Below are 25,058 nucleotides of genomic sequence, written 5' to 3'. Positions count from 1 at the left end.
GAGCTCGGCGCAGCCGGCGATGACGGTCACCAAGGCCCCCGCGCCAGCGGGTTTTCGGGAAGGGGCGGGGTTGGGGAAAATCAACCCCCCAACACCCCCCGCACCGCCCCCACCAACCGTTCCGTCGTCCCCCGGTCCCGCACCGCCACCCGAAGCCAATCAGCCCCCAGCCCCGGAAACGTATCCCCCCGCCGCAAGGCGAACCCCCGCTCCCGGAGGCGGTCGCGGAGGGACGCGGCCCCGGGGGTCCGGAGCAGGACGAAGGGGCCCTCCGCGGACTCGACGGCCCGGAGCCCGAAGGGGGCGAATTCCCGCAGCCCGCCCAGGAGATAGGCCCGGTCATCAGCCACCCGCAGAGCCGCCGCCGACGCCTCAGCCAGCGCCGCAGGCGCCACACACGCCTCCGCCGCCGCGAGGGCAGGTGAGGAAACCGGCCACAAGGGCTGCGCCCGCGACAGGCGGGCGATCGTCTCCGGGTCGGAGAGGACGTAACCGATCCGCAACCCCGCAAGGCCCCACGTCTTGGTGAGGCTCCGCAGAACGACGAGGCCAGGCACGTCCGTGCGACCCGCCAGCGCCTCCCGCTCACCCGGCACCGCGTCCATGAACGCCTCGTCCACCACCAACACCCGCCCGGGACGGGCGAGTTCGGTGATCGAGGCGCCGGGATGAAGGACCGACGTCGGATTCGTCGGGTTGCCGATCACGACCAGGTCGGCGTCCTCGGGAACCTTCGCCCCCGAGAGGCGGAAGCCGTCCTCCTCCCGGAGCAGCACCCGCCCCACCACATGCCCCGCGTCCCGCAGCGCCGCCTCCGGCTCGGTGAACTGCGGGTGCACCACCACGGGCTGACGCACCTTCAAGGCTCGGGCGAGCAGCACGAACGCCTCCGCCGCGCCCGACGTGAGCAGCACCTGGTCCGGCGTCACACCGTGCCGCTCCGCCACCGCCGCCCGCGCCGCCCGGCCGTCCGGGTAGGCGGCAAGGCCGTCGAGCGAGGCGGCGATGTGCCGCTTCAGCCAGGCGGGCGGGGTGTCCGCGCGGACGTTCACCGCGAGATCGGTGAGGCCGACGGCGCCCCGGACCTCGGCGTCCCCGTGATGCCGCAGGTCCGGTTCGCCGTCGTACTCAGCCCCGGCCTCGCTCTCAGTGGGCGTGAACATGGGACCCATGGTGGTGCCCGTGCCCGTGCCCATGGCCGTGTGCGTGGTCCCCGTCGTCGTCCGGGTGGAAGTGCGGCTGCTGCGGAAGCCCCACCTTGTCCTCGAAGCCGGGCAGCGCGATGCGGTACACGCAGGAGTCGCAGTTCATCCGGATGTCGCCCTTGACGGCCTCGCGGTAGCGCTCCATGACCAGGTCGAGCAGCTCCTCCTCGGGGCCGATCACGTCCGCCGAGCGCACCTCGATGCCGGGGTGCGCCGCCGCCCAGCCGTCCGTCTGCTGGCGGACCCGGTCCGGCAGGATGCCGGTGAACAGGAAGTAGGGCAGGACCACGATCCGCTTCGCGCCGAGGCGTACGCAGCGGTCGAGGCCCGACGGCACGTCCGGCGCCGCGAGCGACACGAACGCCGTCTCCACGCCCGCGTAACCGCGCCCCTCCCACAGCAGCCGCGCCGCCTTGTGCACCTCGGCGTTGGCGTCCGGGTCGGTCGAGCCGCGGCCCACGAGCAGCACCGTGACGTCCGCGCGGTCCTCGGGCGTGCGGGCCGAGCCGCCGAGCGCCTCGTCCAGGCGGCGCTCCAGGACCTTCAGGAGCGAGGGGTGCGGGCCGAGCGGGCGGCCGTAGGTGTACGAGATGCCGGGGTGGCGCTCCTTCTCGCGGGTGAGCGCCGCGGGGATGTCACCCTTGGCGTGCCCGGCGGACACCAGCATCAGCGGCACCGCCGCGAAACGTTTCACGCCCCGGTCCACGAGGTCGGTGACCGCGTCGCCCAGCGGCGGCGGCGACAGTTCGATGAAGCCACCGGCGACCGGGAGTTCGGGGTTGCGGCGGGCGAGCTCCTGCACGAAGTCCCGGAAGGCGGCCGCCCCGGCGTCGTCACGGGTGCCGTGTCCGGCGATGAGCAGTGCGGGCGGGGTGGTCACTGGGACTCCTTGATTGCTTCGGTTGTTTCATTCGTACGGGGCGACGGCCGCCCTGGAGCGGGGTGGTACAGCAGTGCGTTCAGCGCCGCCGCCGCCACCGCCGAACCGCCCTTCTCCGACACGTTGCTGACGGCGGGAAGCCCGCTCTCGCGCAGTGCCGCCTTGGACTCCGCGGCCCCCACGAAGCCGACCGGCAGGCCGATCACCAGCGCGGGCGCCGCGTCGAGTACGAGCAGTTCCTCCAGGGCGGTCGGCGCGCAGCCGATCACCCAGAGCGCGCCGGGGCCCACTTCCTCGTACGCGAGACGGATCGCGTGAGCCGAACGGGTGAGCCCCGCATGTGACTTGGCGTCCTTGAGTCGGCAGACCGTCTCGCGCTTGGTGATGCCCGCGGCGACCATCTCCACGTCGGCGACCACGGGAGCACCCGCGTGCAGCGCCGTGTGGGCGGCCACCAGCGCGTCCTCGTCGGTGACGAGGTCCGTCGCGTACTCCAGGTCGGCGGCGGAATGGATGACGCGCTCCACGACCGCGCGGGTCAGCGGCGCGAAGTGCGACGTGTCAAGGCGGGCACGTAGCCGCCGGAACGACTCCTGCTCGATGGGGTGGACGACACGGGTCACTTGGTCACCTCCGAAGGGGCCCCCGAAGGAGCCTCCGAAGGCTCCGCGTGCTGCCAGCGGTAGCCGCGCGGGGTCACCATGCGGCCCGCGATCTCGCGGGTCGCTGTGTTGCCGACGGTCACGACCGTCATCATGTCGACCACTCCCGGGTCGAGTTCGCCGATCGTGCTCAGCCGCGCCGACTCGTCCGGACGCGAGGCGTTGCGCACGACACCCACGGGGGTCGTGGGCTCGCGGTGCTCGGCGAGGATCGACAGGGCCTTCGGCAGCTGCCAGTCGCGGCCCCGGCTGCGCGGGTTGTAGAAGGTGACGATGATGTCCGCCTCCGCCGCCGCGCGCACCCGGCGCTCGATGACCTCCCACGGAGTGTGCAGGTCGGACAGGCTGATGGACACGTGGTCGTGGCCGAGCGGCGCGCCGAGGATCGCGGCGGCGGCGAGCGCGGCCGTCACGCCGGGCACACCGATGACGTCGATGTCGTCGCTCGCCTCGGCGAGCGCGGGCGATGCCATCGCGTACACACCCGCGTCCCCGGAGCCGATCAGCGCGACCGCCTGCCCCTTCTGGGCCTCGGCGACCGCGGTACGGGCCCGTTCCTCCTCGGCGCCGAGCCCCGACTCGATGACCTTCGTGCCGGGCCTGAGCAGGTCGCGGATCTGGTCGACGTACTGGTCGAGGCCGACAAGGACCGATGCCCTGCGCAGCTCGTCACGGGCGCGCGGCGTCAGCAGATCACGCGCGCCGGGGCCGAGCCCGACCACGGCGAGCCGGCCGCGCGGCGCGCGGCGCACCACCGCGCAGGTCGCCATGGGCGCACGGCCGTCGGGCGCCGACTTCCGCTTCGGTACGAGGAGTTCACCGCCGCCGCGCAGTGCGGCGGCCTCAGCCACGGAGGGCGTACCGACGGCGGCGAGCGGCGCGTCGGAGGGGTTCGGCACGTCGACACCGGCCAGCTCGTCGGCCGCGTACGTCACCACCGGCACCCCGAGCCGCGTAGCCGCCTCGACGATGCCGGGCTCCTCGGCCTTCGCGTCGACGGTCGCGAGCGCGGCCACGGAGGCAGCGGAGAGCCCCGCGTCCCGGAGGGTGTCCTCGATGAGCCCGAGCACCTCTTCGGTGGGCGCACCCTTGCTCGCGCCCACGCCCACGGTGAGCGAGCCGGGCCTCAACGCGACCTCGCCAGGCCCCAGTTCGAGCACGCGGTCCGTCACCCACACGGCCGACTGCCCTTGGCCCGGCGTGACGTTGGGTGGCAGGGCGGGCAGCGGGCAGGCCAACTCCGCGTGCAGGGCGACCGGTTCGCCGTCGAGGATCGCGCGGGTGACCCCGGCGACGTCCCCCTCCACCGGAAGGCCGAGCGTGTCGAGCCCCGGCACGTCCACGGAGTCGGTCGCCGTCGTCACGACAGGCGTGGCCCCCAGGAGATCTCCCACCTCCTGAGCCAGGGCGTTGGCGCCCCCCTCGTGGCCGCCCAGCAGAGCGACCGCGAAACGTCCGGCCTCGTCGACGCACACGACCCCGGGATCGACGTCCTTGCCCCGCAGGAGCGGCGCGGCAAGGCGCACCACCGCGCCGGTGGCGAGGAAGCACACCACCTGCTCGCACTCGGCGAAGGCCCGCTCCAGGGCCTCCCGCACGGGACCCTCGTACACCCGCGTCCGCGAGGGCCACGACGCGGCGACGCGGTCGCGTGCCGCGCCGCCCGCCGCCGTGGCGGAGATCAGGCCGATCACTCAACTACTCCTTCAGGCAAGGAAGATGTGGGGCGGGTGCCCCACACCAGAAAGACCGGATTGGCCGCGGCGAGCCGCGACACCTCACCGGGCAGCGGCGCGAGCCGCGACGACTGCAGCAGTACGCCGTCGCAGTCGTACCCGGCACCGCTCAGCGCGGCCCGGACCGCGGGCACCCGGTCGATCGCCGCCATGGCGACCACGACGGTCCGCCGTGCACGCCGTGCACATGCGGTCACGATGGCGGGCAGCTCACGGCCGCCGCCGCCGATGAACACGGCGTCCGGGTCCGAGAGATCGGAGAGTACGGTGGGCGCCGCCCCGTGCACGGCGCGTATGTCGACGCCGTGCGCCGCGGCGTTGGCACGGACGCGCTCGACGCCGTCGGCGGTCTTCTCCACGGCGACGACGGCCGCCCCGAACCGCGCGCACTCCACGGCGACCGATCCCGACCCCGCGCCGATGTCCCACACGAGGTCGCCCGTGCGCGGCCCGAGCCGGGCCAGGGCGAGCGCCCGCACCTCGAACTTGGTGATCATCGAGTCGCGGTGCGTGAACTCGGCCTCGTCCAGGGCCCATTGGCTGGGGGAGAGGCGCGGTCCGGCGACGGTGCGCACGGGCGCAAGGGCCCGCTCCTCGTCCAGGCACAGGACGACGCTCACCCCGGCACCCCAGTCGCGGCCCGCTGCCTCGGCCGGTGTGACCCGCTCGACGCGTTCGTGCTCCGGGTCTCCCAGGGCGGACGCGACGACGAGGACGCGGGTGTCGGTGCGGCGCATCAGCTCGCCGCCGAGCTCGGCGGGCCCGCTGCCGGGGCCGGTCAGGACGGCCACCTTGGGATGGGTGCGGCAGATGTTCACGGCGGTGCGCAGATCGCGGCCGTGCGCGCTCACCACCACCGCGTCGTCCCACGGAAGCCCGACCCGCGCGAAGGCGGTGGCGACGGACGAGACGCCGGGCCGGACGTCCAGCGCCGCGGGCCCGAACCGCTCCGCGAGCGCCCGCACGATGCCGAAGAACCCGGGGTCCCCGGAGGCCAGCACGACAACACCGCCGCCGTCCGTCACCCCCTCCGCCTTGACCAGCCGCTCCTCGATGGCGTCGAGCGCGGGAGCGAGCGGCCCCATCACCACGCGGGCCGTGTCCGGCGGCAGCTGGGCGGCGTCGATGTGCCGCCGGGCTCCCACCACGAGCCCCGCGGCGCGCACCGCGTCCAGGGCCGCCGCGTCGAGCGGCGCCCCCGTCCCCGTACCGACGACGGTGATCATGAGGTGGCCTTCTCGGCGCGTAGCGCGGCCCGTGCCTGCGGGTCGGCCTTGCGGAAGCCGTGGAAGTGGCCCGGGTGGTACAGGTGCGAGCGGGTGCCGTGCGCGGAGAGGGCGGGGCCGACCAGGAAGAGGGTGTGCTTCCAGAGCTTGTGCTCCTTGACCGTCTCTTCGAGCGTCTCGATGGTGCAGTGCAGGACGAGCTCCTCGGGCCACGTCACCTGGTACGCGATGACGACGGGCGTGGTCGTCGGGTAGCCGCCCTCCAGGAGCTCCCGCACCAGCTGCCCGCTGCGCGCGGTCGAGAGGAACAGCGCCATCGTCGTGCCGTGCCGCGCGAACTCCCGCACCTCCTCGCCGGGCGGCATCGGCGTCTTGCCGCCGCCGAGCCGGGTGAGGATCACGGACTGCGCGACCTCGGGGATCGTCAGCTCGCGCTGCGCGATCGCCGCCACCGCCGAGAACGACGAGACGCCGGGCACGATCTCCGTCTCCACGCCGATGTCGGCGCACCGGTCGACCTGCTCCTGCGTGCCGCCCCACAGGGCGGGGTCGCCGGAGTGGATCCGGGCCACTTTCAGGCCGTCGGCGGCGGCCCGCTCGTAGACGGCGACCACCTCTTCGAGGGACATCGTCGCCGAGTCGAGGATCTCTGCGCCTTCACGCGCGTGTTCGAGGACTTCCGCCTGTACGAGGCTGGCCGCCCAGATGACGACATCGGCGTCGGCGATCGCTCGCGCGGCACGGAAGGTGAGCAGGTCGGCGGCGCCGGGCCCTGCCCCGACAAAGGTCACCTTGCCGGTGGTGGCTTCGGCGTCGGCCATGGGTGGGTTCCTCTCGTACGAAACAGAAAAACAGTGGGTGTTGCCCCGCGCCGGATGTGCGGGGCGGGGGGTCAATCGGCTAGCAAGGGCGCATGGCGGTGTTCGTGGCGCTCGGCGCTTTCGTGATGACCCTGGTGGGCGGCTGGACGGCCCAGCGGGTCACTGACCGGCGCCACCTCGTCCTGGGGCTCGCGGGCGGTCTGATGCTCGGCGTGGTCGGCCTCGACCTGCTGCCGGAGGCGATGGAAGCCGCCGGCACCCCGGTCCTCGGCGTACCGGCGGCGCTGCTCCTGTTCGTCGCGGGCTTCCTCGCCGCGCACCTCGTGGAGCATCTCCTGGCGGGCCGGCACGCCGGGCACGGGGCGGACGACCACGACAAGGGACGGGTCCCGCAGGTGGGCCTGACGGCGGCCGGCGCGATGGTCGGCCACAGCGCCATGGACGGCATCGCGATCGGCGCCGCCTTCCAGGTGGGCGGCGGCATGGGCGCGGCGGTGGCCCTCGCGGTCATCGCCCATGACTTCGCGGACGGTTTCAACACGTACACACTCACCAGCCTGTACGGGAACGCGCGCAGCAAGGCCATCGCGATGCTGTTCGCGGACGCGGTGGCTCCGGTGGTGGGCGCCGCGTCGACGCTCCTGTTCACCATTCCGGAGCAACTGCTCGGCGGCTATCTCGGGTTCTTCGGCGGAGCGCTGCTCTACCTGGCCGCCGCGGAGATCCTGCCCGAGGCGCATCACGAGCACCCGGCCCGCTCGACGCTGCTGTGCACGGTGGCGGGAGCGGCGTTCATCTGGCTGGTGGTGGGCATCGCGGAGTGAGGCGGCCGCGGAGGGCGTCACAGTTTTCCGCCCCGGCCGCCCTCGCGCCGCGCGGGAGCGATGAGGGTGGACAGATAGGGCAACGGGGCATCGCCGAGATCGGCGGCACCCTGGATGGACTCCTCGGGCAGCCCGAGCGCGGAGCCCCACACCGCGTCGTCGGTCCGCCCGGTCTCGCGCAGCGCGGCGGCCACCTCATGGGCGAGCCGCCCGAACTTGTACGCGACGACCGTGCCGGGCCCGGCGAGGGCGTCCTTGAGCGCGGCGGCCCCCGCGGTCACCGGCACAAGCGTCAGCGGCTCGGTGCCCTCGGTGAGAACGGCGCCGCTGCGCGCGGCGAGGTCCTGCATGGCGGTGATCCCGGGCACGGTCTCCACCACGACGCCGGGCACGAGCTCCGAGATGGTCTGCGCGAGGTAGGTGAACGTGGAGTACACATTGGGGTCGCCGATGGTCGCGAAGGCCACCGAGCCCTGCTCGCGCAGCAGTTGGGCGACCCGCTCACCGGCGGCGTCCCACGCGGCCTCGCGGCGCTGCCGGTCACTGCGCTCGTTGAGCGCGAACACGACGCGTACGACCTTGTCCTCGGGGACGTAGTGCAGCACGGTCGCCTCGGCCCGCCCCCGCTCGCCGCCGTCCGTCCCGTCGGCCGCGGCCATGACGGGTACGACGACGACGGCGGCGGCACGCAGCGCGTTGACGCCCTTGACGGTGACGAGCTCGGGATCTCCGGGCCCGACGCCAACCCCGACCAGCTTGCTGCTCATGCTCTGCACCTCTCTACGAACCGACGGGCGATACCGGGTTCGGCGGCCCAATGCGTGTGCAGGTAACTCGCGTGCACACCCTGTTGTACGAAGCCTTCGACGCGCCGTTCAGGGGCGTGCAGACCCCAGGCGGGAGCCGCCCCGGCGCCCGGTTCGACGACGGTGCGGTGGAACTCGTGCCCGCGCATCCGGGTGCCGACCGCCGCGAGCGGGCTGTCGGACACGGCGACGGCTTCGCGGTAGCCGAGCGTGAGCCGCTCGGACATCCGCGCGTGCGCGTCCAGCACGCCGCACATCGGCTTGCCGTCCAACTCCCTGGTCAGGTAAAGCAGTCCGGCACATTCGGCGGCGACGGGCGCACCGCTGAGCGCGAGCTCGGCGACGGCTTTGCGCAGCGGCTCGTTGGCGGAGAGCTCGGGCGCGTACACCTCGGGGAAGCCGCCCCCGATGACGAGCCCGGCGGTGCCGGGCGGCAGCTCTTCATCGTGCAGAGGATCGAAGGTGACGACGTCGGCACCGGCGGAGGTGAGCAGCTCGGCATGCTCCGCATAGGAGAAGGAGAAGGCGGGCCCACCGGCGACGGCGACTACGGGCCGACTGTTCAGCCCGTCCCGTACACCTTCCAGCCCGTCCGGCGTTTGAGGACCCGCACCCGGATCCCACGCGTCACCCGCCAACACAGGCGCACTGCGCGCCAGCGCGAGAACGGCCTCCAGGTCGCACCCTTCCCGCACCCGCGAGGCCAACGCCGCAACGGACTCCACAGCCTCGGCCCGCCGCTCGGCCACGGGAACGAGCCCCAGATGCCGCGAGGGTGCCTGGACCTGCGCCGCTCGCCCCAGCGCCCCGAGCACCGGCACCCCGGACTCATCGAGCGCCTCCCGCAGCAACGCCTCATGCCGCGCCGACCCCACCTTGTTGAGGATCACGCCCCCGATCCGCACCTCCGGATCCCAGGACGCGAAACCGTGCACAAGGGCGGCCACGGACCGCGACTGCGACGACGCGTCGACGACGAGGACGACAGGCGCCCGGAGCAGCTTCGACACCTGCGCGGTGGAAGCGAGTTCACCCTGCCCCGAGGCACCGTCGTACAGCCCCATGACGCCCTCGACCACGGCAAGATCGCAGCCGCGGGACCCATGGGCGAACAGGGGAGCCACCATGTCGGGCCCGCACAGATACGCGTCGAGATTCCGCCCGGGGCGACCCGTGGCCAGCGCGTGATACCCGGGATCGATGTAGTCGGGCCCCACCTTGTGCGGGGACACGGCGAGCCCGGCCGCGGCGAACGCGGCCATCAGCCCCGTGGCGACGGTCGTCTTCCCGCTTCCGGAAGACGGCGCGCCGACGACAAGCCGAGCTACCACTCGATGCCCCTCTGGCCCTTCTGCCCTGCGTCCATCGGATGCTTGACCTTGGACATGTCGGTGACGAGATCGGCGAACTCGACCAGCTCAGCAGGCGCATTGCGCCCCGTGATGACGACATGCTGATTCCCCGGCCGCCCCCGGAGCGTCTCGATCACCTCGTCCGTGTCGATCCACCCCCAGTGCATGGGGTAGGCGAACTCGTCGAGGACGTACAGCTGGTACGTCTCGGCGGCGAGGTCACGCTTGACCTGCTCCCAGCCCTCGCGGGCCTTCTCCTCGTTGCTCTGCTCGCCGTCTGCGGGCGCGCGCTGGATCCACGACCAGCCCTCGCCCATCTTGTGCCAGTCGACGGAGCCGCCCTCGCCGGAGGCCCCGAGTACCTTCAGGGCGTTCTCCTCGCCGACCTTCCACTTCGCCGACTTCACGAACTGGAAGACCCCGATGGGCCACCCCTGATTCCAGGCCCGCAGCGCGAGCCCGAAAGCGGCGGTCGACTTCCCCTTGCCGATCCCGGTGTGCACGACGACCAGCGGACGGTTGCGCCGCTGACGCGTGGTGAGCCCGTCGTCCGGCACCACACTCGGCTGCCCCTGCGGCATCAGGCCACGCTCCTCATACGAGTTCCCTGTACGTCCTTGACGAGCCCGGCGATGGACTCGGCCCGCAGTTCGTCGAGCGTCACGGCGGTCCCGCCGAGCTCACCCGCGAGCTGCCCCGCGAGCCCGAGCCGCACGGGCCCCGACTCGCAGTCGACGACCACCGAAGCGATCCCCGCAGCCCCGAAGAGCCGTGCCGCGCGCCCCGCCTGGGCCACCGGCTCCACGCCACCCGTGGCCCTGCCGTCCGTCACGACCACGACCAGCGGCCGCCGCGCCGGATCCCGCAGCCGCTCCACCCGCAGCACTTCGTGCGCCTTGAGCAGCCCGGCCGCGACCGGAGTACGTCCGCCCGTGGGCAGCGATTCGAGTCGCGCGGCGGCGGCGTCCACGGACGACGTGGGCGGCAGCGCCACCTCGGCATCGGCTCCCCGGAAGGTGACGAGCCCGACCTTGTCCCGCCGCTGGTAGGCGTCAAGGAGCAGCGAGAGGACCGCCCCCTTCACGGCGCTCATCCGCTGCCGCGCGGCCATGGACCCGGAGGCGTCCACGACGAAGAGCACGAGGTTGCCCTCACGCCCCTCCCGCGTCGCCTGCCGCAGATCGTCACGCCGTACGACGAGTCCCCGCCCCGAGCGCCCGCGGGCCCGCTGATGCGGGGCCGCGGCCTGCACGGTGGCCGCCAAGTGCAGCTTGGTGAGCGCCCCTTGGGGCCGCCGGGCCCCGGTAGTACGCCCGTGCTCGGTGCGCGCCCGGGAGCGCCGCCCCGCGGCACCCTCGCCGAGGCCGGGCACGCTCAGCATCTTGGTGCGGAACGGCTCCGCGGCCCGCACGGGCTGCTGCTCACCGCCGCCGGCGGCCGGGGCCTGCGCGGGCGACGCCTCGTCCTCCTGGCCCGCGTCGCTCTGCGACTCCGGCGAGCCGGGCGTGTCGGGCCCGCTCTCCGGGGGCTTGCCACCGCCGCCACCGCCGGGCCCGTCGGGGTCCGGGTCGTCGTCGCCCTGGTCGCCATCGGAGGCCTGCTCCAGCGTGTCGTCGAGCTTGTCCTCGTCGAGCCCCGGAGCGTCGAAGGGGTTGCGACGGCGCCGGTGCGGCAGCGCGAGGAGCGCGGCCTGCCGCACATCCTCCGCGAGCACGTCCTCGCGTCCGGCCCAGGCGGCAAGCGCCGTCGCCGTACGCGCCATCACGATGTCGGCCCGCATCCCGTCGACCTCGAAGGCCGCGCAGGTGGCGGCGATCTGCCGCAATGCCCCGTCGCCGAGCCGTACGTGGGGGAGCAGCGCGCGGGCGGCGACGATCCGGGCCCGCACCGCGGACTCCTCGTCGTGCCACCGCGCGGCGAACCCGTCCGCGTCGTCGTCGTACGCGAGCCGCCGCCGCACCACCTCGACGCGCTGATCGGTCTCGCGCGACGCCGCGACCTCGACGGTGAGCCCGAAGCGGTCGAGCAACTGCGGGCGCAGTTCGCCCTCTTCGGGGTTCATGGTGCCCACGAGCAGGAACCGCGCGGCATGCCGCACGGAGACGCCCTCACGCTCGACGTACGAGGCGCCCATGGCAGCGGCGTCGAGCAGCAGGTCGACCAAGTGGTCGTGCAGCAGGTTGACTTCGTCGACGTAGAGGATGCCGCGGTGGGCGTCGGCGAGCAGGCCGGGCTCGAAGGCCTTGACGCCCTCGGCGAGCGCCCGCTCGATGTCGAGCGCCCCGACCAGGCGATCCTCGGAGGCGCCGACGGGCAGTTCGACCATCCGCGCATCCCGCACGGAGGCCCCACCGGCGTCGTGCGGACCGTCCGGGCAGGCGGGGTCGGGCGCGGCCGGGTCACAGGAGAACCGGCATCCGGCGACGACGGGCACCTGCGGCAGCAGCGCCGAAAGCGCCCGCACGGCGGTGGACTTGGCGGTGCCCTTCTCGCCGCGGACGAGCACGCCGCCCACGGCGGGCGACACGGCGTTGAGCAGCAGGGCGAGCCGCAGGTCGTCCTGTCCGACGAGAGCGGTGAACGGATAGGGGGTGGTCACAAGGCCTCCATTGCGTGATCCAGGGCGGGGCAGGGGACGGCGGGCCTCATCCGTCCCCCTCCAACTCGCCCTCAAGCTCCAGGTAGGTGGCCCGAAGCCGCTCCAGCGTCCCCGCCTCCGGCTCGGCCCAAAGGCCACGCTCGGCCGCTTCGAGCAGCCGCTCCGAAATCCCGCGCAGAGCCCAGGGGTTGGACTTCTGCATGAACTCCCGGTTCTCGGGGTCGAAGACGTACTCGGCGGAGAGCTTCTCGTACATCCAGTCGTCGACCACGCCCGCGGTCGCGTCGTACCCGAAGAGGTAGTCCACGGTGGCGGCCATCTCGAAGGCCCCCTTGTAGCCGTGGCGCCGCATGGCCGCCATCCAGCGGGGGTTGACCACACGGGCCCGGAAGACGCGGTGGGTCTCCTCGCCCAGGGTCCGCGTCTTGACCTGGTCGGGCGTGGCCGAGTCGCCGACGTACGCCTCGGGGGACTCGCCCGTCAGATGGCGCACCATGGCGACCATGCCGCCGTGGTACTGGAAGTAGTCGTCGGCGTCGACCAGGTCGTGCTCCCTGGTGTCCACGTTCTTGGCCGCGACGTTGATCCGCCGGAACGCGGTCTCCATGTCCCCGCGCGCGGCCTTCCCGTCGAGCCCGCGCCCGTACGCGTAGCCGCCCCACACCGCGTACACCTCGGCGAGGTCGGCGTCGCTGCGCCAGTTCCGCGCGTCGATCAGCGGAAGCAGGCCCGCGCCGTAGGCCCCGGGCTTGGAGCCGAAGATCCGGGAGGTGGCCCGGCGCCGGTCGCCGTGCTCGGCGGTGTCCTCGTCGGAGTGCGCGCGCACGTAGTTGGACTCCGGAGCCTCGTCCAGTTCCGCGACGGCCCGCACCGCGTCGTCGATCAGGCCGATGACATGCGGGAACGCGTCACGGAAGAAGCCGGAGATCCGCACCGTCACGTCGACGCGCGGCCGTCCCAGCTCCTCCACCGGCACGATCTCGAACCCGGTCACGCGCCGCGACGCGTCGTCCCACACGGGGCGGCAGCCGAGGAGCGCCAGGATCTCCGCGATGTCGTCGCCCTGCGTGCGCATGGCCGACGTGCCCCACACGGTCAGGCCGACCGACTTCGGGTACTCGCCCGTGTCCGTCAGGTACCGCGCGATGAGCGAGTCGGCGAGCGACTGGCCGACCTCCCAGGAGAGCCGGGAGGGAATCGCCTTGGGGTCGACGGAGTAGAAGTTGCGGCCGGTCGGCAGCACGTTCACGAGCCCGCGCGTGGGTGACCCGGAGGGCCCGGCGGGGACGTAACCGCCGTCGAGCGCCCGCAGGATGTGCCCGATCTCGTCGGTCGTCCGCGCGAGCCGCGGCACGACTTCCTCGCAGGCGAAGCCCAACACGGCCACCGCGGGCGGCAGTTCGACGCCTACGACATCACGTACGAGCTCCCGCACGGCGGAGAGCTCCCAGCCGCGCTCCTCCATGCCCTCCGCGAGGCGGCGGCACAGCTGCTCCAGGAGGTCCACCGCGTCCGCGCCGGTCCGCGCGGGGCCGTCGACCAGGGCCGTCAGACCGTCGGCGACCTTCACCGCCGCGCCCGGCTCGGCGAGCAGCTCCTTCTCGCTGAGCCCGAAGTGCTCGGCGAGGCAGGCCCGCAGACCGGGCAGGGCGTTCGCCTGACCGCCCCACACCTGCGAGGCACGCAGGACGGCGAGCACCAGGTTGACGCGGGCCTCGCCCTCGGGGCCCCCGCCGAGGATGTGCAGACCGTCGCGGATCTGCACGTCCTTGATCTCGCACAGATAACCGTCGATGTGCATGACGAACTCGTCGAAGGCGGTGTCGTCGGGCTGCTCGTCGACATGCAGGTCGTGGTGGAGCTCGGCGGCCTTCACGAGCGTCCAGATCTGCGCCCGCACAGTAGGGGCCTTGGTCGGATCCAGGTCGCTGACCAGCGCGTACTCGTCGAGGAGCTGCTCCAGCTTCGCCAGATCACCGTACGTGTCCGCGCGCGCCATCGGCGGCACCAGGTGGTCCACCACCGTCGCGTGCCCGCGCCGCTTGGCCTGGGTGCCCTCGCCGGGGTCGTTCACGATGAACGGATAGATCAGCGGCAGCTCGCCGAGCACCGCGTCCGGGGCGCAACTCCCGCTCAGGCCGAGGCCCTTGCCCGGCAGCCACTCCATCGTGCCGTGCTTGCCCATGTGGACGATCGCGTCGGCGCCGAAGGACAGCTCCAGCCAGCGGTAGGCCGCCATGTAGTGGTGCGAGGGCGGCATGTCGGGGTCGTGGTAGATCGCGATCGGGTTCTCGCCGAAGCCGCGCGGCGGCTGGATCATCACGACGACGTTCCCGAACTGCAGGGAGGCGAGCACGATGTCGTCGCCGTCCACGTAGAGGTTGCCGGGCGGCTCGCCCCACGCCTCCAGCATGCCGTCGCGCAGCTCCGGGTCAAGCTTGTCGAACCACGCCCGGTAGTCGGCGAGCGGCACGCGCGCGGGGGCCGCGGCCAGCTGCTCCTCGGTGAGCCACTCGACGTCGTGGCCACCGGCGTTGATGAGGCGGTGGATCAGCTCGTCGCCGTTGTCGGGGTGGCCCTCGACGGCATACCCGGCGTCGCGCAGGGAGTCGAGCACACGCACCGCCGATGCGGGGGTGTCCAGGCCGACCGCGTTGCCGACGCGCGAGTGCTTCGTCGGGTACGCGGTGAAGACGAGGGCGAGCTTCTTCTCCGCGTTCGGCTTGTGCTTCAACTGGGCGTGGCGCAGGGCGATTCCGGCCACGCGGGCGGCGCGCTCGGGGTCGGCGACGTACACCGGTACGTCGTCGGGGCCCTGCTCCTTGAAGGAGAACGGGACGGTGATGACGCGGCCGTCGAACTCGGGGATCGCGACCTGCATGGCGGCGTCCATGGGGGAGAGCGCGGCGTCCGACGCGTCCCACGTGGCGCGCGACGAGGTGAGGCAAAGTCCTTGCAGGACAGGGATGTTGAGGTCGGCGAGGGCGCCGATGTCCCAGGCTTCCTCGTCGCCGCCCGCGCTCGCGCCCGACGCGTGTGTACCGCCCGCCGCGAGGACGGTGGCCACCAGGGCGTCCGCCCGCCCGAGGATCTCGTACAGGCCCGCGTCCGCGCCGCGCAGCGAACCGCAGTACACGGCAAGGGCGTTGGCGCCCCGCGCCTCGATCGCGTCGCACAGCGTGTCGACGAAGCCGGTGTTCCCGGAGAGCTGGTGAGCCCGGTAGAAGAGCACACCGACGGTCGGCCTGCCCTCGACGTAGGCGCGCGTGCCGTGCACCCCGTACTCGGGCATCTTCCGCGGCTCGGCGCTCTGCCGCTCGTGCGCGTCGCCCGAGCGTGCGTGTCCCGCCGCGAGCACGTCCTCCTTGAGGAACCGCGCGAGCTCGCGCAGATTCTCCGTGCCGCCCTCGACGAGATACCGCAGCGCCTCCGCCACGGACCCCGCGTGCACGGTCGACTCGGCCATCAGCTCCGCGTCCGGCACGGCCTCGCCACCGAGCAGCACCGTCGGGATGCCGGCGGCCTTCAGCGCCGCGAGCCCGTCCTCCCAGGCCCGCTTGCCGCCGAGCAGGCGTACGACGGCGATGTCCGCGCCCTCGATCAGTGCGGGCAGCTCGTCCTGGACGTCGACCCGGGTCGGGTTGCCGATGCGGTAGGGGGCGCCGGAGGCACGGGCGGCAAGGAGGTCCGTGTCGGCGGTGGACAGAAGCAGGACGGTCATGAGGGTGCCCCCGGTGCGATGAAGGGGAGACCGGCGGGTGCGCCGGTCTCGATCAGGCTGAGCAGCGCGTCCGTGTCCGCGTGTTCTTCGATCAGGTCGCCGAGCAGGTCGAGCTGCTCCTCGCGCAGTGCGCCGAAGCTGGTGTCGGGCGCGGGCACGAACCGGCGCCCGGCGGCGCGGGCGACCTCGGTGAGGAAGCGGCGCCGGAACGCGTCGGACTCCAGCGAGCCGTGCCAGTGCGTGCCCCACACCTCGCCGACGCGGCAGCCGTCCAGGAAGGCTTCCCCGCCCAGGACTTCGGCGACGCCGTGGTGGATCTCGTACCCCTCGACGGGTTCGCCGAGGGCCTCGCCGACCGGCCGCGCGAGGGTCTTCTCGCGCGCGAACCGCACGCGCACGGGCAGCAGCCCGAGCCCGTCCACGGCACCGGCCCGCGACTCGACGTCGTCCTCGATGTGCTCGCCGAGCACCTGGAAGCCGCCGCAGATCCCGAGCACGGGACGGCCTTCGGCGGCGCGCCGCGCGATGGCGTCGGCGAGGCCGCGCTCGCGCAGCCACTCCAGGGCGCGGACCGTGCCGCGCGTCCCCGGCACGATCACGAGATCGGCGTCGACAAGTTCCTCGGCCCGGTCCACGAACCGCACGACGACGCCGGGTTCGGCGGCCAGGGCGTCCACGTCGGTGAAGTTCGACATGAGCGGAATGGCGCACACGGCGACCCGCAGCACGTCCTCACCGACCGGCGGAGCGACGACGGACTCCCGCACGGCACCCCGCAGCGACACCCGGAGCCCGTCCTCTTCGTCGATGCCGAGGCCGTGCTGGAACGGCAGCACTCCGAACGTGCGCCGCCCGGTGAGCTGTTGGAGCATGTCGAGCCCGGGTTCGAGCAACGAGACGTCGCCCCGGAACTTGTTGACGAGATAACCGGCTATCAGCTCCTGGTCCTCGGCGCTCAGCAGCGCGGTGGTCCCGAAGAAGGAGGCGAAGACGCCTCCGCGGTCGATGTCTCCCACCACGACCACGGGGAAGCGGGCGGCCCGCGCGATCCCCATGTTCACGATGTCCGTACGTCGCAGATTGATCTCGGCGGGACTGCCCGCACCTTCGCAGATCACGGCGTCATAGCTGCCCCGAAGTTCCTCAAGGCATCCCACGACGGTGGAGAGCAGCGCTTCCTGCCGCCCTCCGTGGTAGCCGCGCGCGCTCATCTCGCCCACCGGCTTGCCCATGAGGACGACCTGGCTGCTGCGGTCGCTGCCCGGCTTGAGCAGCACGGGGTTCATCAGCGCGGTCGGCTCGACCATGGCGGCCTGCGCCTGCATGGCCTGGGCCCGCCCGATCTCGGCACCTTCGCGCGTGACAAAGGAGTTGAGGGACATGTTCTGCGCCTTGAAGGGCGCGACGGAGACCCCTTTGCGGGCCAGCCACCGGCAGATCCCGGCGGTGACGACGCTCTTCCCCGCGTCGGAGGTGGTTCCGGCGACGAGCAGTCCACCACTCATGAGGCCCTGCCTTTCCGTAGAGCGCTCACGGCCGCCGCAACGCCCAGGGCGAGGAGACCCACCCGTCGCGACAGCTTCACGGCCCGTTCGATGTCGGAGACTTCGACGCCCCGCCCGTCCCCGTTCAGGACGGGCCGGTGCTCGACACGCCCCGCGTACGAGAGAGTCCCCCCGAGCCGTACGCCCAACGCCCCGGCGAAGGCGGCCTCGACGGGGCCGGCGTTGGGGCTCGGATGCTTGGCGGCGTCCGCACGCCAGGCCAGCACCGCACCGCGCGGCGAGTCCCCGGCAACGGCCGCGAGTACGGCGGTGAGCCGGGCGCCCGGCCACCCCAGTACGTCGTCGAGCCGCGCGGAAGCCCACCCGTAGCGCCGGTACTTCACGGACTTGTGCCCGACCATGGCGTCGAGCGTGTTGACGGCACGGAAGCCCACGAGCCCGGGGATCCCGCCGACGGCCCCCCACACCAGGGCCCCGACCACGGCGTCGGACGTGTTCTCGGCGACGGACTCGACCACGGCCCGCGCGATGCCGTCGGCGTCGAGGGCCTGCGGATCCCGGCCGCACAGATGCGGCAGCCGCTCCCGGGCCACCTCGATGTCCCCGGCGGTGAGCGCCCCGCCGATGGCCCGCGCCTCACGCCCCAGCGAGGTGCCGCCGACCACGGCCCAGGTGGTGGCGGCGGTCAGCGCGACGGATGCGGCGCGCGAGTCACGTACAAGAGAAGAGGCCAGGACGGCGGCACCGGCCGCGCCTCCGGCGCACACCACGGCATGCAGGGCGCCCCACCCGCGGTGGTCACGCCACAGCACACGCTCGACGGCGCCCGCGGCCCGACCGAACGCGGCGACCGGATGCCCGCGGCGAGGATCGCCGAGGAACAGATCACCGAGGAGGCCGGCGGCGGCGCCGTACGCGAAGTCGCGATCGGCACGCATGGCGTCAGCCGGTCGTCGTGCCGAGAAGGGAGCTCACGCTCGGGAACTGGTCCGGCAACGGGCGGCCGCGCATGGCGATATGTCCTCACTCAGGGTGTCCGCGCCCTGGTTCGACGTGATCGGCGGCGAGAGTTCCTGGCTTCCGAGGAGTCAGCTCCTCGATGACAGTGGCGGGACCGCGCCGGATTCGCACCGGCTTCCTCTCCTGCTGCCGTATTGGCTCCGGCAGTCCACCACGGCCCGCGAAGGCCCGTCAACTCGCTGTTGACCTGCGACGGGAGAGTGTGCGGAGGCCCACATACGAAGGTGGGGTGCGGGACGCCGAAGCGTCCCGCACCCCACTCGAAACTCCGGTCGTCAGGCGACGATCAGATAGATCCCGTACGCCACGGCCGCCGCGCAGAGCGCGAAGCACACGTACGCGCCCGTGCGGGCCGCGGTGGCGGTGCCGCCACCCGCGGTGGAGGTACCTGCGGTGGAGGCGCCGGACGTGGCCGCCTCGCCCTTGGAGAGGCCGACGATGCCGAGGGTGAACAGGCCCACCAGGGCCACTGTCACCGCGAGGCTGACTCCGAAGACGGAGCCGAGAGCTGCCCAGTCGATGTCCATGCTGACTTTTCCTTACACCGTGGCGGGCCGGGCGGGGTCCGCCGCGGTGCCGGTCGGGGCCGGGATGGTGGCCTTGACGAAATCGACGTCCGCGCTCGCCACGGCCGACCCGGTGGGCGGCGGTGTGACGGCGGCCATCGCGGTGGTCACGACGCCTGCGGGCTCGGCGGCGGGGGAGCCGCCGATCTCGTCGTCGGCGACGTTCGTGTGGTCGACGGCGTTGCGGCGGGACAGCGACCAGATGACGGCGGAGCCGCCGATCAGGAGCGCGGCGGTCGCCGCGATGCCCCAGGGGCCCTGCTTGGTGAGGAACTCGGCCCCCGCGCCGACCAGACCGGCGGCCGGGAGGGTCAGACCCCAGGCGATGAACATGCGGGTCGCCGTGGACCAGCGGACCACACCGCCCTTGCGGCCGAGGCCCGCGCCCATCACGGCGCCGGAGCAGGACTGCGTGGTGGAGAGCGAGAAGCCGATGTGCGAGGAGGCCAGGATGACCGTCGCGGCGCTGGTCTGGGCGGCGAAGCCCTGCTGCGGCTGGAGGTCGGTGAGGCCCTTGCCCATGGTGCGGATGATGCGCCAGCCGCCGAGGTAGGTGCCGAGCGCGATGGCGACACCGGCCGAGACGATGACCCACATCGGGGGGTTGGCGCCCGGGTTCAGGACGCCGCCGGTGACCAGGGCGAGCGTGATGATGCCCATGGTCTTCTGCGCGTCGTTCGTGCCGTGGGCCAGCGAGACGAGGCCCGCGGAGGCGATCTGTCCGGCGCGGTAACCCTTGGCCGTGGCCTTGGTATCGGTGTTGCGGCCGATCCTGTACGTCAGACGCGTGGCCACCATCGCGGCGAGACCCGCCACGAGAGGGGCGGCCAGGGCCGGGATCAGGATCTTGGTGACGACGGTGCCGCCGTCGATCGACGACCAGCCCATCGACATGACAGCGGCGCCGATGAGGCCACCGAAGAGTGCGTGGGAAGAACTGGAAGGCAGGCCCACCAGCCAGGTCAGCAGATTCCAGAGGATCGCGCCGACCAGGGCCGCGAAGATCACCTCTGTCTTCAGTCCGTCCTCGTTGACGATGCCGCCAGAGATCGTCTTGGCGACTTCGACGGAGAGGAAAGCTCCGACGAGGTTCAGCACGGCGGACATGGCCACCGCCGTCTTGGGCTTGAGAGCGCCAGTCGAGATGGTGGTAGCCATCGCGTTGGCTGTGTCGTGGAAACCGTTCGTGAAGTCGAACACGAGAGCGGTGACGATCACGATCCCGAGGAGAAGCGTGATGTGTTCCATTTACCCAGGCTTCTGTTGGACGTCAGTGGCAAGTGGAACGTAGGCAACCTGAGTGAACGGAAAGTGAACTGGGACGGGCCGTGCGGTGACCCAATGCGGGGCGCCGCCACTCCGCTTCCGCCGGGGCCCTGCCGGTCATCCGCCGGAGGGGCGGTGGGAGGCCATGGGGGACCCGGAATCCCGGCTTCCCAGGGTGCCCCACTACCCCCGGGCGAAGCACTTCAACTGGCTCAGGGAACCGTCGAAGAGATTCTGATCACCCGGCGGCCCGGGGGCCGGGCGCGCCTCGCCGACGGGGAGCCTGTGATACACGAGCCGGCCCCGCGTCCCCGCTGCTCCTGGCAAGATCACGGCATGACGGAGCAGCGGGACGAAGGCCGGGGCCGGCAGGACGCGATCGAGCAGGCGTGGGACGAGCTGGTGGCGGCGGCCCGCAGAACGGTGACGGACGGCCTGGTGGTCGGCACGTCGGGCAACGTGTCGGTGCGCGTCGGCGGCACGATCCTGGTCACCCCGAGCGGGGTGCCGTACGACCGCCTGAGGCCGCAGGACGCGGTCGGTGTCGACGCTGACGGCAACCAGCTCTTCGGCGACCTCGCCCCGACCAGCGAACTGCCCATGCACCTGGCGGTCTACCGCACCACGTACGCCGGGGCCGTGGTCCACACCCACGCGGTGCACGCCACCGCCGTCTCCACCCTGGTCCCGGAGCTCCCGCCCATCCACTACATGGCGGCCGCCCTCGGCGGTCCTGTCCGGGTGGCCCGGTACGCGCCGTACGGCTCGGAGGAGTTGGCCGAGAACATGCTCCGGGCCCTCAGGGAGCGCACAGGCTGCCTGCTGCAGAACCACGGAACCATCACATACGGAGACACTCTGGACCAGGCCTACGACCGCACGGCACAACTGGAGTGGATGTCCCGCCTCTGGCTGACGGCCAGCTCCGTCCCGGGCCACGCCCCGACCCTCCTGTCCGCGGGACAGCTGAGGGAAGCGGAGGACAGACTGAGGGGCTACGGCCAACGGTGAAGCCGGGCGGGCCGCGGACGAAGCGACATCACCCCGCGAGCCCCGCCCACTGGCCCGAGACCGGCCAGGGCCCGACACTGGGCAGGTGCGCCCAGCCAAAGCGACGGCAACGGCCGTCACCGCCGTCACCACCGCCCTCCTGGGCGGCGCAGCCGCCGTCGCCGCGGGCCGGTTCGCCAGCAACGCGGCCCTGAAGGCGCCGGCGGGCCGCCCGCTGCCGACCGAGCCCCGCCTCACGGTCCACTCCACGGCCGCGGGCCAGATCTCCCTGACCCGCGCCCTCGCGAGCCTGCGCCCCGGGACGTACGGCCTCAGCGGCCACGGAAGCCATGCCGTGATCGGGCCCGTCCTGGACGCCGCGCCGCACGCGGCGGACACCGTCGTACGCCGCCTGGAGCGCGTCACGCACGGCTCGCTGGAACCCGGCGCGAAGGTCTGGCTCACCCCGCAGGTCCACATCGGCGACCCGCACGCCGCCCTGGGCATCGACCACGCGGACGTCGACATCCCCGGCGAACTCGGCGGTCTGCCCGCCTGGTTCGTGCCGGGCGTCCGCGACACCTGGGTGATCACCGTGCACGGCCTCGGCACCACCCGCGAGCACCCCATGGTCGTCATGGACTTCCTGCACCACCAGCAGCTCCCGGTGCTCGACCTCGCCTACCGCGGCGACCTCGGCGCCCCCCGCTCCCCGGACGGCCTCGGCCACCTCGGCGAGACCGAATGGCGCGACCTGGACGCGGCCATCCGCTACGCCGTGCGCTACGGCGCTCAGAACGTGATCCTGCACGGCTGGTCCACCGGTGCCGCCATGGCCCTGCACGCCGCCGCGTACTCGGCCCTGCGCGAGAGGATCAGCGGACTCGTCCTGGACTCCCCGGTGCTCAACTGGGAGACGACCCTGCGCGCGCTCGCCGCGGCCCGCCGCACACCGGGCCCCCTCCTGCCGCTCGCCGTGCGTGCCGCCCAGGGGCGCACGGGCCTGCGCGGCGACCGCATCCTGGAGGCCGCCGACCCCGAGGTGCTCAAGGTCCCGACGCTCCTCTTCCACGGCCCCGACGACGTCATCGCCCCCTGGGCCCTTTCCCGTCAACTGGCCGAACAGCGCCCGGAACTGGTCACTCTCCACACTGTTCCGGATGCGCCCCACGGCGCCATGTGGAACGCCGACCCCGCGGGCTACGAAGAGGCGCTGCGGCGCTTCCTCACGCCCCTCATGTAGCGCGCGAAAGCCCCCTGACAGAGCGCTACGGAGCCTTGCGCAGGCATTCCGTTTGGGTTTTCGGACCGTCAACAGGAAGACTGCTCCCGTGACGTCCCGTATCCCGCGCGACTCAAGGCTCCGACTCGTCCGCGCTCAGTCCCCCAGGGCCGAGAGGCGAGCGGGGGCGGAGCGCGGCACAGCGCGACCCCTGACCGCCCCCGGCGCAGTGACGCAGCAGCGTGCGCGCCGTCCCGCGCCCCGGCCGCCCGAGGGCACACCCGCCCCCGGAGAGCTGGCCCGGATGGCGCGGGTGCGCCTCGCCGACGCCGTTCGGGTCGCGCGCTGGGCCGACGCGTCCCTGCGGCCGGGACGCGGCCGCGCGGGAGCAGCACCCGACGCCACAGCGGGAGCGCCCGAAGCCAAAGGGGGCAGAGGCACCCTCTCCGCCGCCACCGCCGAACGGGCCGCCGCGGGACTCGCGCTGACCCCGGATCAGGTCCGCACCGACTGGGACACCGCACGGCTCGCCGGCCTCATCGAGGTGCACGGCGACAGCGCGCGCCCCGGCTGGCGGCTGCGCGCCTGGGACCGTGACGACGCCGCCGTACTGCGCGGCTGGGTCGCCCTCTTCGACGCCTGGTCGCTCGCGCACCCGGCGTCGCGCGAACTGCCGCCCGCCACCGTGGCCGAGACCGTCGAGGCCATGCCCCAGCTCCTCACCCTGCTGCAGCTCTCCGCGGGCCCCGTCCCCGTGCCGCAGCTCCTGGACCTCCTCGACCAGCGCGTCACGGAACTGCGCACGGAACGCTGCGAGATCCCCTACGGCCCGCAGCCCGAGCCGGTGGACCCGGCCGAGACCCCGCCCCTCGCCACCCTCCTGGACTGGGCGCTGCGCGGCCTCGCCGCCGTCGGCGCGCTGACGTACGCCGAAGGACAGGCCACCCTCACGCCGCTCGGCAGCTGGGCGGTCTGGGTCAAGCTGGAGCAGATCTGCGTGGCCGCGCAGAGCCCCGCGGGCAACATCGAGCAGTCCGCCGATGACATGCTCCGCGGCTGCGCACGGCTGCGCCCGAACGCGGCCCGCTCCGAGTACCGCGCCTGGCTCGCCGCCCGCCCCGTCGGCAGCGCCGTCGCCGAGCTCCTGGACGCGGCCCGCGGCGAGGACGCCCTCCTGCGCGGCCTCGCCTTCGAAGCCCTGCGGGTGGTCGGCGCCCCGGCCGAGGCGGAGGTGCGGGCTGTCGTGGACGAGACCCCGCTGCGGCCCTACGCCCTCATCTGGCTCGCCGAGCAGGAGGGCGCCGACCCCGAGGACGTCCACCTCGTCCTGACGCGGGACGAGTCGACGTGGCTGTGGGTCGACACCGCCGCGGCCGTCGCCGACCACGGGGAGACCCACCTCCTCGTACGCCACCTGGAGTCCGCCGTGCAGCCCACGGTGCCCGCCCTCCTTGACGAGGTCCGCCGCATCGGCCACCCCCGCACGGTCCAGGTCCTCGTCGCCCTCGCCGCGGCCCACCCCGACCCGGCGCTCGCCAAGGCCGTGCGCCGCGCGGCCTTCCAGGTGCACACCGGCGGGGTGTAGCGGCTCACCGGAAGGTGTTGCACTGCGCCATGTCGCCGGTGCGGTAGCCCTGGTAGAACCACTGCTGCCGCTGTTCGGCCGAGCCGTGCGTCCAGGATTCCGGGGTGACCCGGCCCTGGAACTTCTCCTGGATGCGGTCGTCGCCGACCGCGGCCGCCGCGTCCAGGCCCTCGCGGATGTCCGCGTCGTCGAGGCTGGTGATCAGCGGCTTGCCCGTCCTGTCGTCGGGCGTACGGGTCGCGTGCCGCGCCCAGACGCCCGCGTAGCAGTCGGCCTGCAGCTCGACCTTCACGGCGTTGCTGCTGCGTCCCGTACGTCCGTCCTGGGAGCGCTGCAGCGTCCCCATCAGGTTCTGCACGTGGTGCCCGTACTCGTGCGCCACGACGTACGCCTGCGCGAAGGGGCCGCCGCTGGAGCCGAACTTGGTCCGCAGCTCATCGAAGAAGCCGAGGTCCAGATAGACCTTCCGGTCACCGGGGCAGTAGAACGGGCCGACCGCCGACGACGCGGCGCCGCAGGCCGTGCCCACCCGGCTGGTGTACAGGACGGTCGGCGCGGGGGAGTAGGTCCCCTTCCTGCGCTGGAACTCGGGGCGCCAGTAGTCCTGGACGCTGTTGACCACGGCGACCATGCGGCAGTCGTCCTTGGTGTTCGCGTCCTCCCCGGTACGGCAGCTCTGCTGGACCTGCGCGAGGGACGAGGACGTGGCGTCGGGCTCCTCGTTGCCGGAGGAGAGACCGAGCTGATCGGGGCCGACCCCGAAGAACAGCCCCAGGAGCAGCGCGATCAGGCCCGCGATGCCGCCGCCGACCGTCGCCTTGCCGCCGGGGATCCGGCTGCCCCGCACGTCCTGTACCTCGGACGTGTCCAGATCGGCGTCGTCGTCGAACTGCATGGGCGCACCACCCTCTGCCTCGCATCCGGGGCGGCGTCGCGCCGCCCTGTGCCGAGATGTCGGCGCCTTCATCCTGATATGCCCCACTCCGTGCGGCGCCGGACGGAGGTCCGAACGGGGGACCCTCGCCGATCGGAGCGCCGTGTCGCGGCCGCCGCCCGGGGCCGTACGCGGGCG

General features: G+C 72.9%; 20 protein-coding genes and 1 riboswitch. Of the genes, 4 read left to right on the top strand and 16 right to left on the bottom strand.

Going from position 1 to position 25,058, the window contains the following annotated elements:
• Positions 1 to 80: 80 nt before the first annotated feature.
• Genes cobC through cobM form a run of 6 tightly spaced genes read right to left on the bottom strand, consistent with a single transcriptional unit; the run spans position 81 to position 6,530 of the window.
• Positions 81 to 1,172 carry an Rv2231c family pyridoxal phosphate-dependent protein CobC gene (gene cobC, locus E5671_RS13965; protein ID WP_160510173.1) on the bottom strand — a complete coding sequence of 364 codons (1,092 nt, stop codon included), beginning with the start codon at positions 1,170 to 1,172 and terminating at the stop codon, positions 81 to 83.
• Entirely contained in the window at positions 1,147 to 2,085 is a 939-nt protein-coding gene (locus E5671_RS13960) for a CbiX/SirB N-terminal domain-containing protein (RefSeq protein ID WP_160504291.1), read from the bottom strand. Before E5671_RS13960 ends, cobC begins: the two co-directional genes overlap by 26 nt.
• A complete protein-coding gene (locus E5671_RS13955) occupies positions 2,082 to 2,708 on the bottom strand; it encodes a precorrin-8X methylmutase (protein WP_160504290.1) in 627 nt (208 codons plus the stop codon). Before E5671_RS13955 ends, E5671_RS13960 begins: the two co-directional genes overlap by 4 nt.
• Entirely contained in the window at positions 2,705 to 4,441 is a 1,737-nt protein-coding gene (gene cobJ, locus E5671_RS13950; protein WP_160504289.1) for a precorrin-3B C(17)-methyltransferase, read from the bottom strand. Before cobJ ends, E5671_RS13955 begins: the two co-directional genes overlap by 4 nt.
• Complete coding sequence (cbiE, locus tag E5671_RS13945) at positions 4,438 to 5,709, bottom strand: precorrin-6y C5,15-methyltransferase (decarboxylating) subunit CbiE (RefSeq protein ID WP_160504288.1); 1,272 nt, start codon at positions 5,707 to 5,709, stop codon at positions 4,438 to 4,440. The genes cobJ and cbiE overlap by 4 nt, the downstream gene beginning before the upstream one ends.
• Complete coding sequence (gene cobM, locus E5671_RS13940) at positions 5,706 to 6,530, bottom strand: precorrin-4 C(11)-methyltransferase (protein WP_160504287.1); 825 nt, start codon at positions 6,528 to 6,530, stop codon at positions 5,706 to 5,708. The genes cbiE and cobM overlap by 4 nt, the downstream gene beginning before the upstream one ends.
• Before the next feature lie 92 nt (positions 6,531 to 6,622).
• Between cobM and E5671_RS13935 the strand changes: the two genes are divergently transcribed.
• Positions 6,623 to 7,354 (top strand): ZIP family metal transporter, encoded by a 732-nt coding sequence (locus tag E5671_RS13935; RefSeq protein WP_160504286.1) that lies wholly within the window; start codon positions 6,623 to 6,625, stop codon positions 7,352 to 7,354.
• 17 nt (positions 7,355 to 7,371) lie between these two features.
• Here the strand turns inward: E5671_RS13935 and cobI are convergent, their stop codons facing one another.
• The 9 genes from cobI to E5671_RS13890 all read right to left on the bottom strand — a co-directional run bounded on the left by cobI (position 7,372) and on the right by E5671_RS13890 (position 20,171).
• Entirely contained in the window at positions 7,372 to 8,121 is a 750-nt protein-coding gene (gene cobI / locus E5671_RS13930; RefSeq protein ID WP_160504285.1) for a precorrin-2 C(20)-methyltransferase, read from the bottom strand.
• Entirely contained in the window at positions 8,118 to 9,491 is a 1,374-nt protein-coding gene (locus E5671_RS13925; RefSeq protein ID WP_160504284.1) for a cobyrinate a,c-diamide synthase, read from the bottom strand. Before E5671_RS13925 ends, cobI begins: the two co-directional genes overlap by 4 nt.
• On the bottom strand, positions 9,485 to 10,093 hold the full coding sequence (gene cobO, locus E5671_RS13920; protein WP_160504283.1) for a cob(I)yrinic acid a,c-diamide adenosyltransferase: 609 nt from the start codon (positions 10,091 to 10,093) through the stop codon (positions 9,485 to 9,487). The genes E5671_RS13925 and cobO overlap by 7 nt, the downstream gene beginning before the upstream one ends.
• Entirely contained in the window at positions 10,093 to 12,111 is a 2,019-nt protein-coding gene (locus E5671_RS13915) for a putative cobaltochelatase (RefSeq protein ID WP_160504282.1), read from the bottom strand. The genes cobO and E5671_RS13915 overlap by 1 nt, the downstream gene beginning before the upstream one ends.
• Before the next feature lie 46 nt (positions 12,112 to 12,157).
• The gene (gene cobN, locus E5671_RS13910) at positions 12,158 to 15,832 is read right to left on the bottom strand and encodes a cobaltochelatase subunit CobN (RefSeq protein ID WP_160504281.1); all 3,675 of its coding nucleotides are present in this window, start codon (positions 15,830 to 15,832) and stop codon (positions 12,158 to 12,160) included.
• A complete protein-coding gene (locus E5671_RS13905; protein ID WP_160504280.1) occupies positions 15,829 to 17,337 on the bottom strand; it encodes a cobyric acid synthase in 1,509 nt (502 codons plus the stop codon). The genes cobN and E5671_RS13905 overlap by 4 nt, the downstream gene beginning before the upstream one ends.
• A complete protein-coding gene (locus E5671_RS13900; RefSeq protein WP_160504279.1) occupies positions 17,334 to 18,275 on the bottom strand; it encodes a cobalamin biosynthesis protein in 942 nt (313 codons plus the stop codon). The genes E5671_RS13905 and E5671_RS13900 overlap by 4 nt, the downstream gene beginning before the upstream one ends.
• Positions 18,276 to 18,382: 107 nt before the next feature.
• Positions 18,383 to 18,528: riboswitch (cobalamin riboswitch) on the bottom strand.
• Positions 18,529 to 18,632: 104 nt separating this feature from the next.
• On the bottom strand, positions 18,633 to 18,884 hold the full coding sequence (locus E5671_RS13895; RefSeq protein ID WP_160504278.1) for a hypothetical protein: 252 nt from the start codon (positions 18,882 to 18,884) through the stop codon (positions 18,633 to 18,635).
• A gap of 12 nt (positions 18,885 to 18,896) precedes the next feature.
• Complete coding sequence (locus tag E5671_RS13890; protein ID WP_160504277.1) at positions 18,897 to 20,171, bottom strand: inorganic phosphate transporter; 1,275 nt, start codon at positions 20,169 to 20,171, stop codon at positions 18,897 to 18,899.
• Between the two features lie 354 nt (positions 20,172 to 20,525).
• Here E5671_RS13890 and E5671_RS13885 point away from each other — a divergent pair, with 354 nt between their 5' ends.
• The 3 genes from E5671_RS13885 to E5671_RS13875 all read left to right on the top strand — a co-directional run bounded on the left by E5671_RS13885 (position 20,526) and on the right by E5671_RS13875 (position 23,986).
• Positions 20,526 to 21,200, top strand: coding sequence for a class II aldolase/adducin family protein (locus E5671_RS13885; protein WP_160504276.1), 675 nt, complete (start codon positions 20,526 to 20,528; stop codon positions 21,198 to 21,200).
• Positions 21,201 to 21,285: 85 nt separating this feature from the next.
• On the top strand, positions 21,286 to 22,422 hold the full coding sequence (locus E5671_RS13880) for a hypothetical protein (protein ID WP_160504275.1): 1,137 nt from the start codon (positions 21,286 to 21,288) through the stop codon (positions 22,420 to 22,422).
• An 88-nt stretch (positions 22,423 to 22,510) separates the two neighbouring features.
• Positions 22,511 to 23,986 carry a hypothetical protein gene (locus E5671_RS13875; RefSeq protein ID WP_160504274.1) on the top strand — a complete coding sequence of 492 codons (1,476 nt, stop codon included), beginning with the start codon at positions 22,511 to 22,513 and terminating at the stop codon, positions 23,984 to 23,986.
• 4 nt (positions 23,987 to 23,990) lie between these two features.
• Here E5671_RS13875 and ypfJ read toward each other — a convergent pair whose 3' ends face one another.
• Positions 23,991 to 24,881 carry a KPN_02809 family neutral zinc metallopeptidase gene (ypfJ, locus tag E5671_RS13870; protein ID WP_160504273.1) on the bottom strand — a complete coding sequence of 297 codons (891 nt, stop codon included), beginning with the start codon at positions 24,879 to 24,881 and terminating at the stop codon, positions 23,991 to 23,993.
• Positions 24,882 to 25,058: the final 177 nt, after the last annotated feature.

The sequence above is a fragment of the Streptomyces sp. BA2 genome, from assembly GCF_009769735.1.
Taxonomy (GTDB): Bacteria; Actinomycetota; Actinomycetes; order Streptomycetales; family Streptomycetaceae; genus Streptomyces.
Note: the sequence above shows the minus strand (reverse complement) of the source record. Positions and strands in the feature narration are given on the sequence as shown.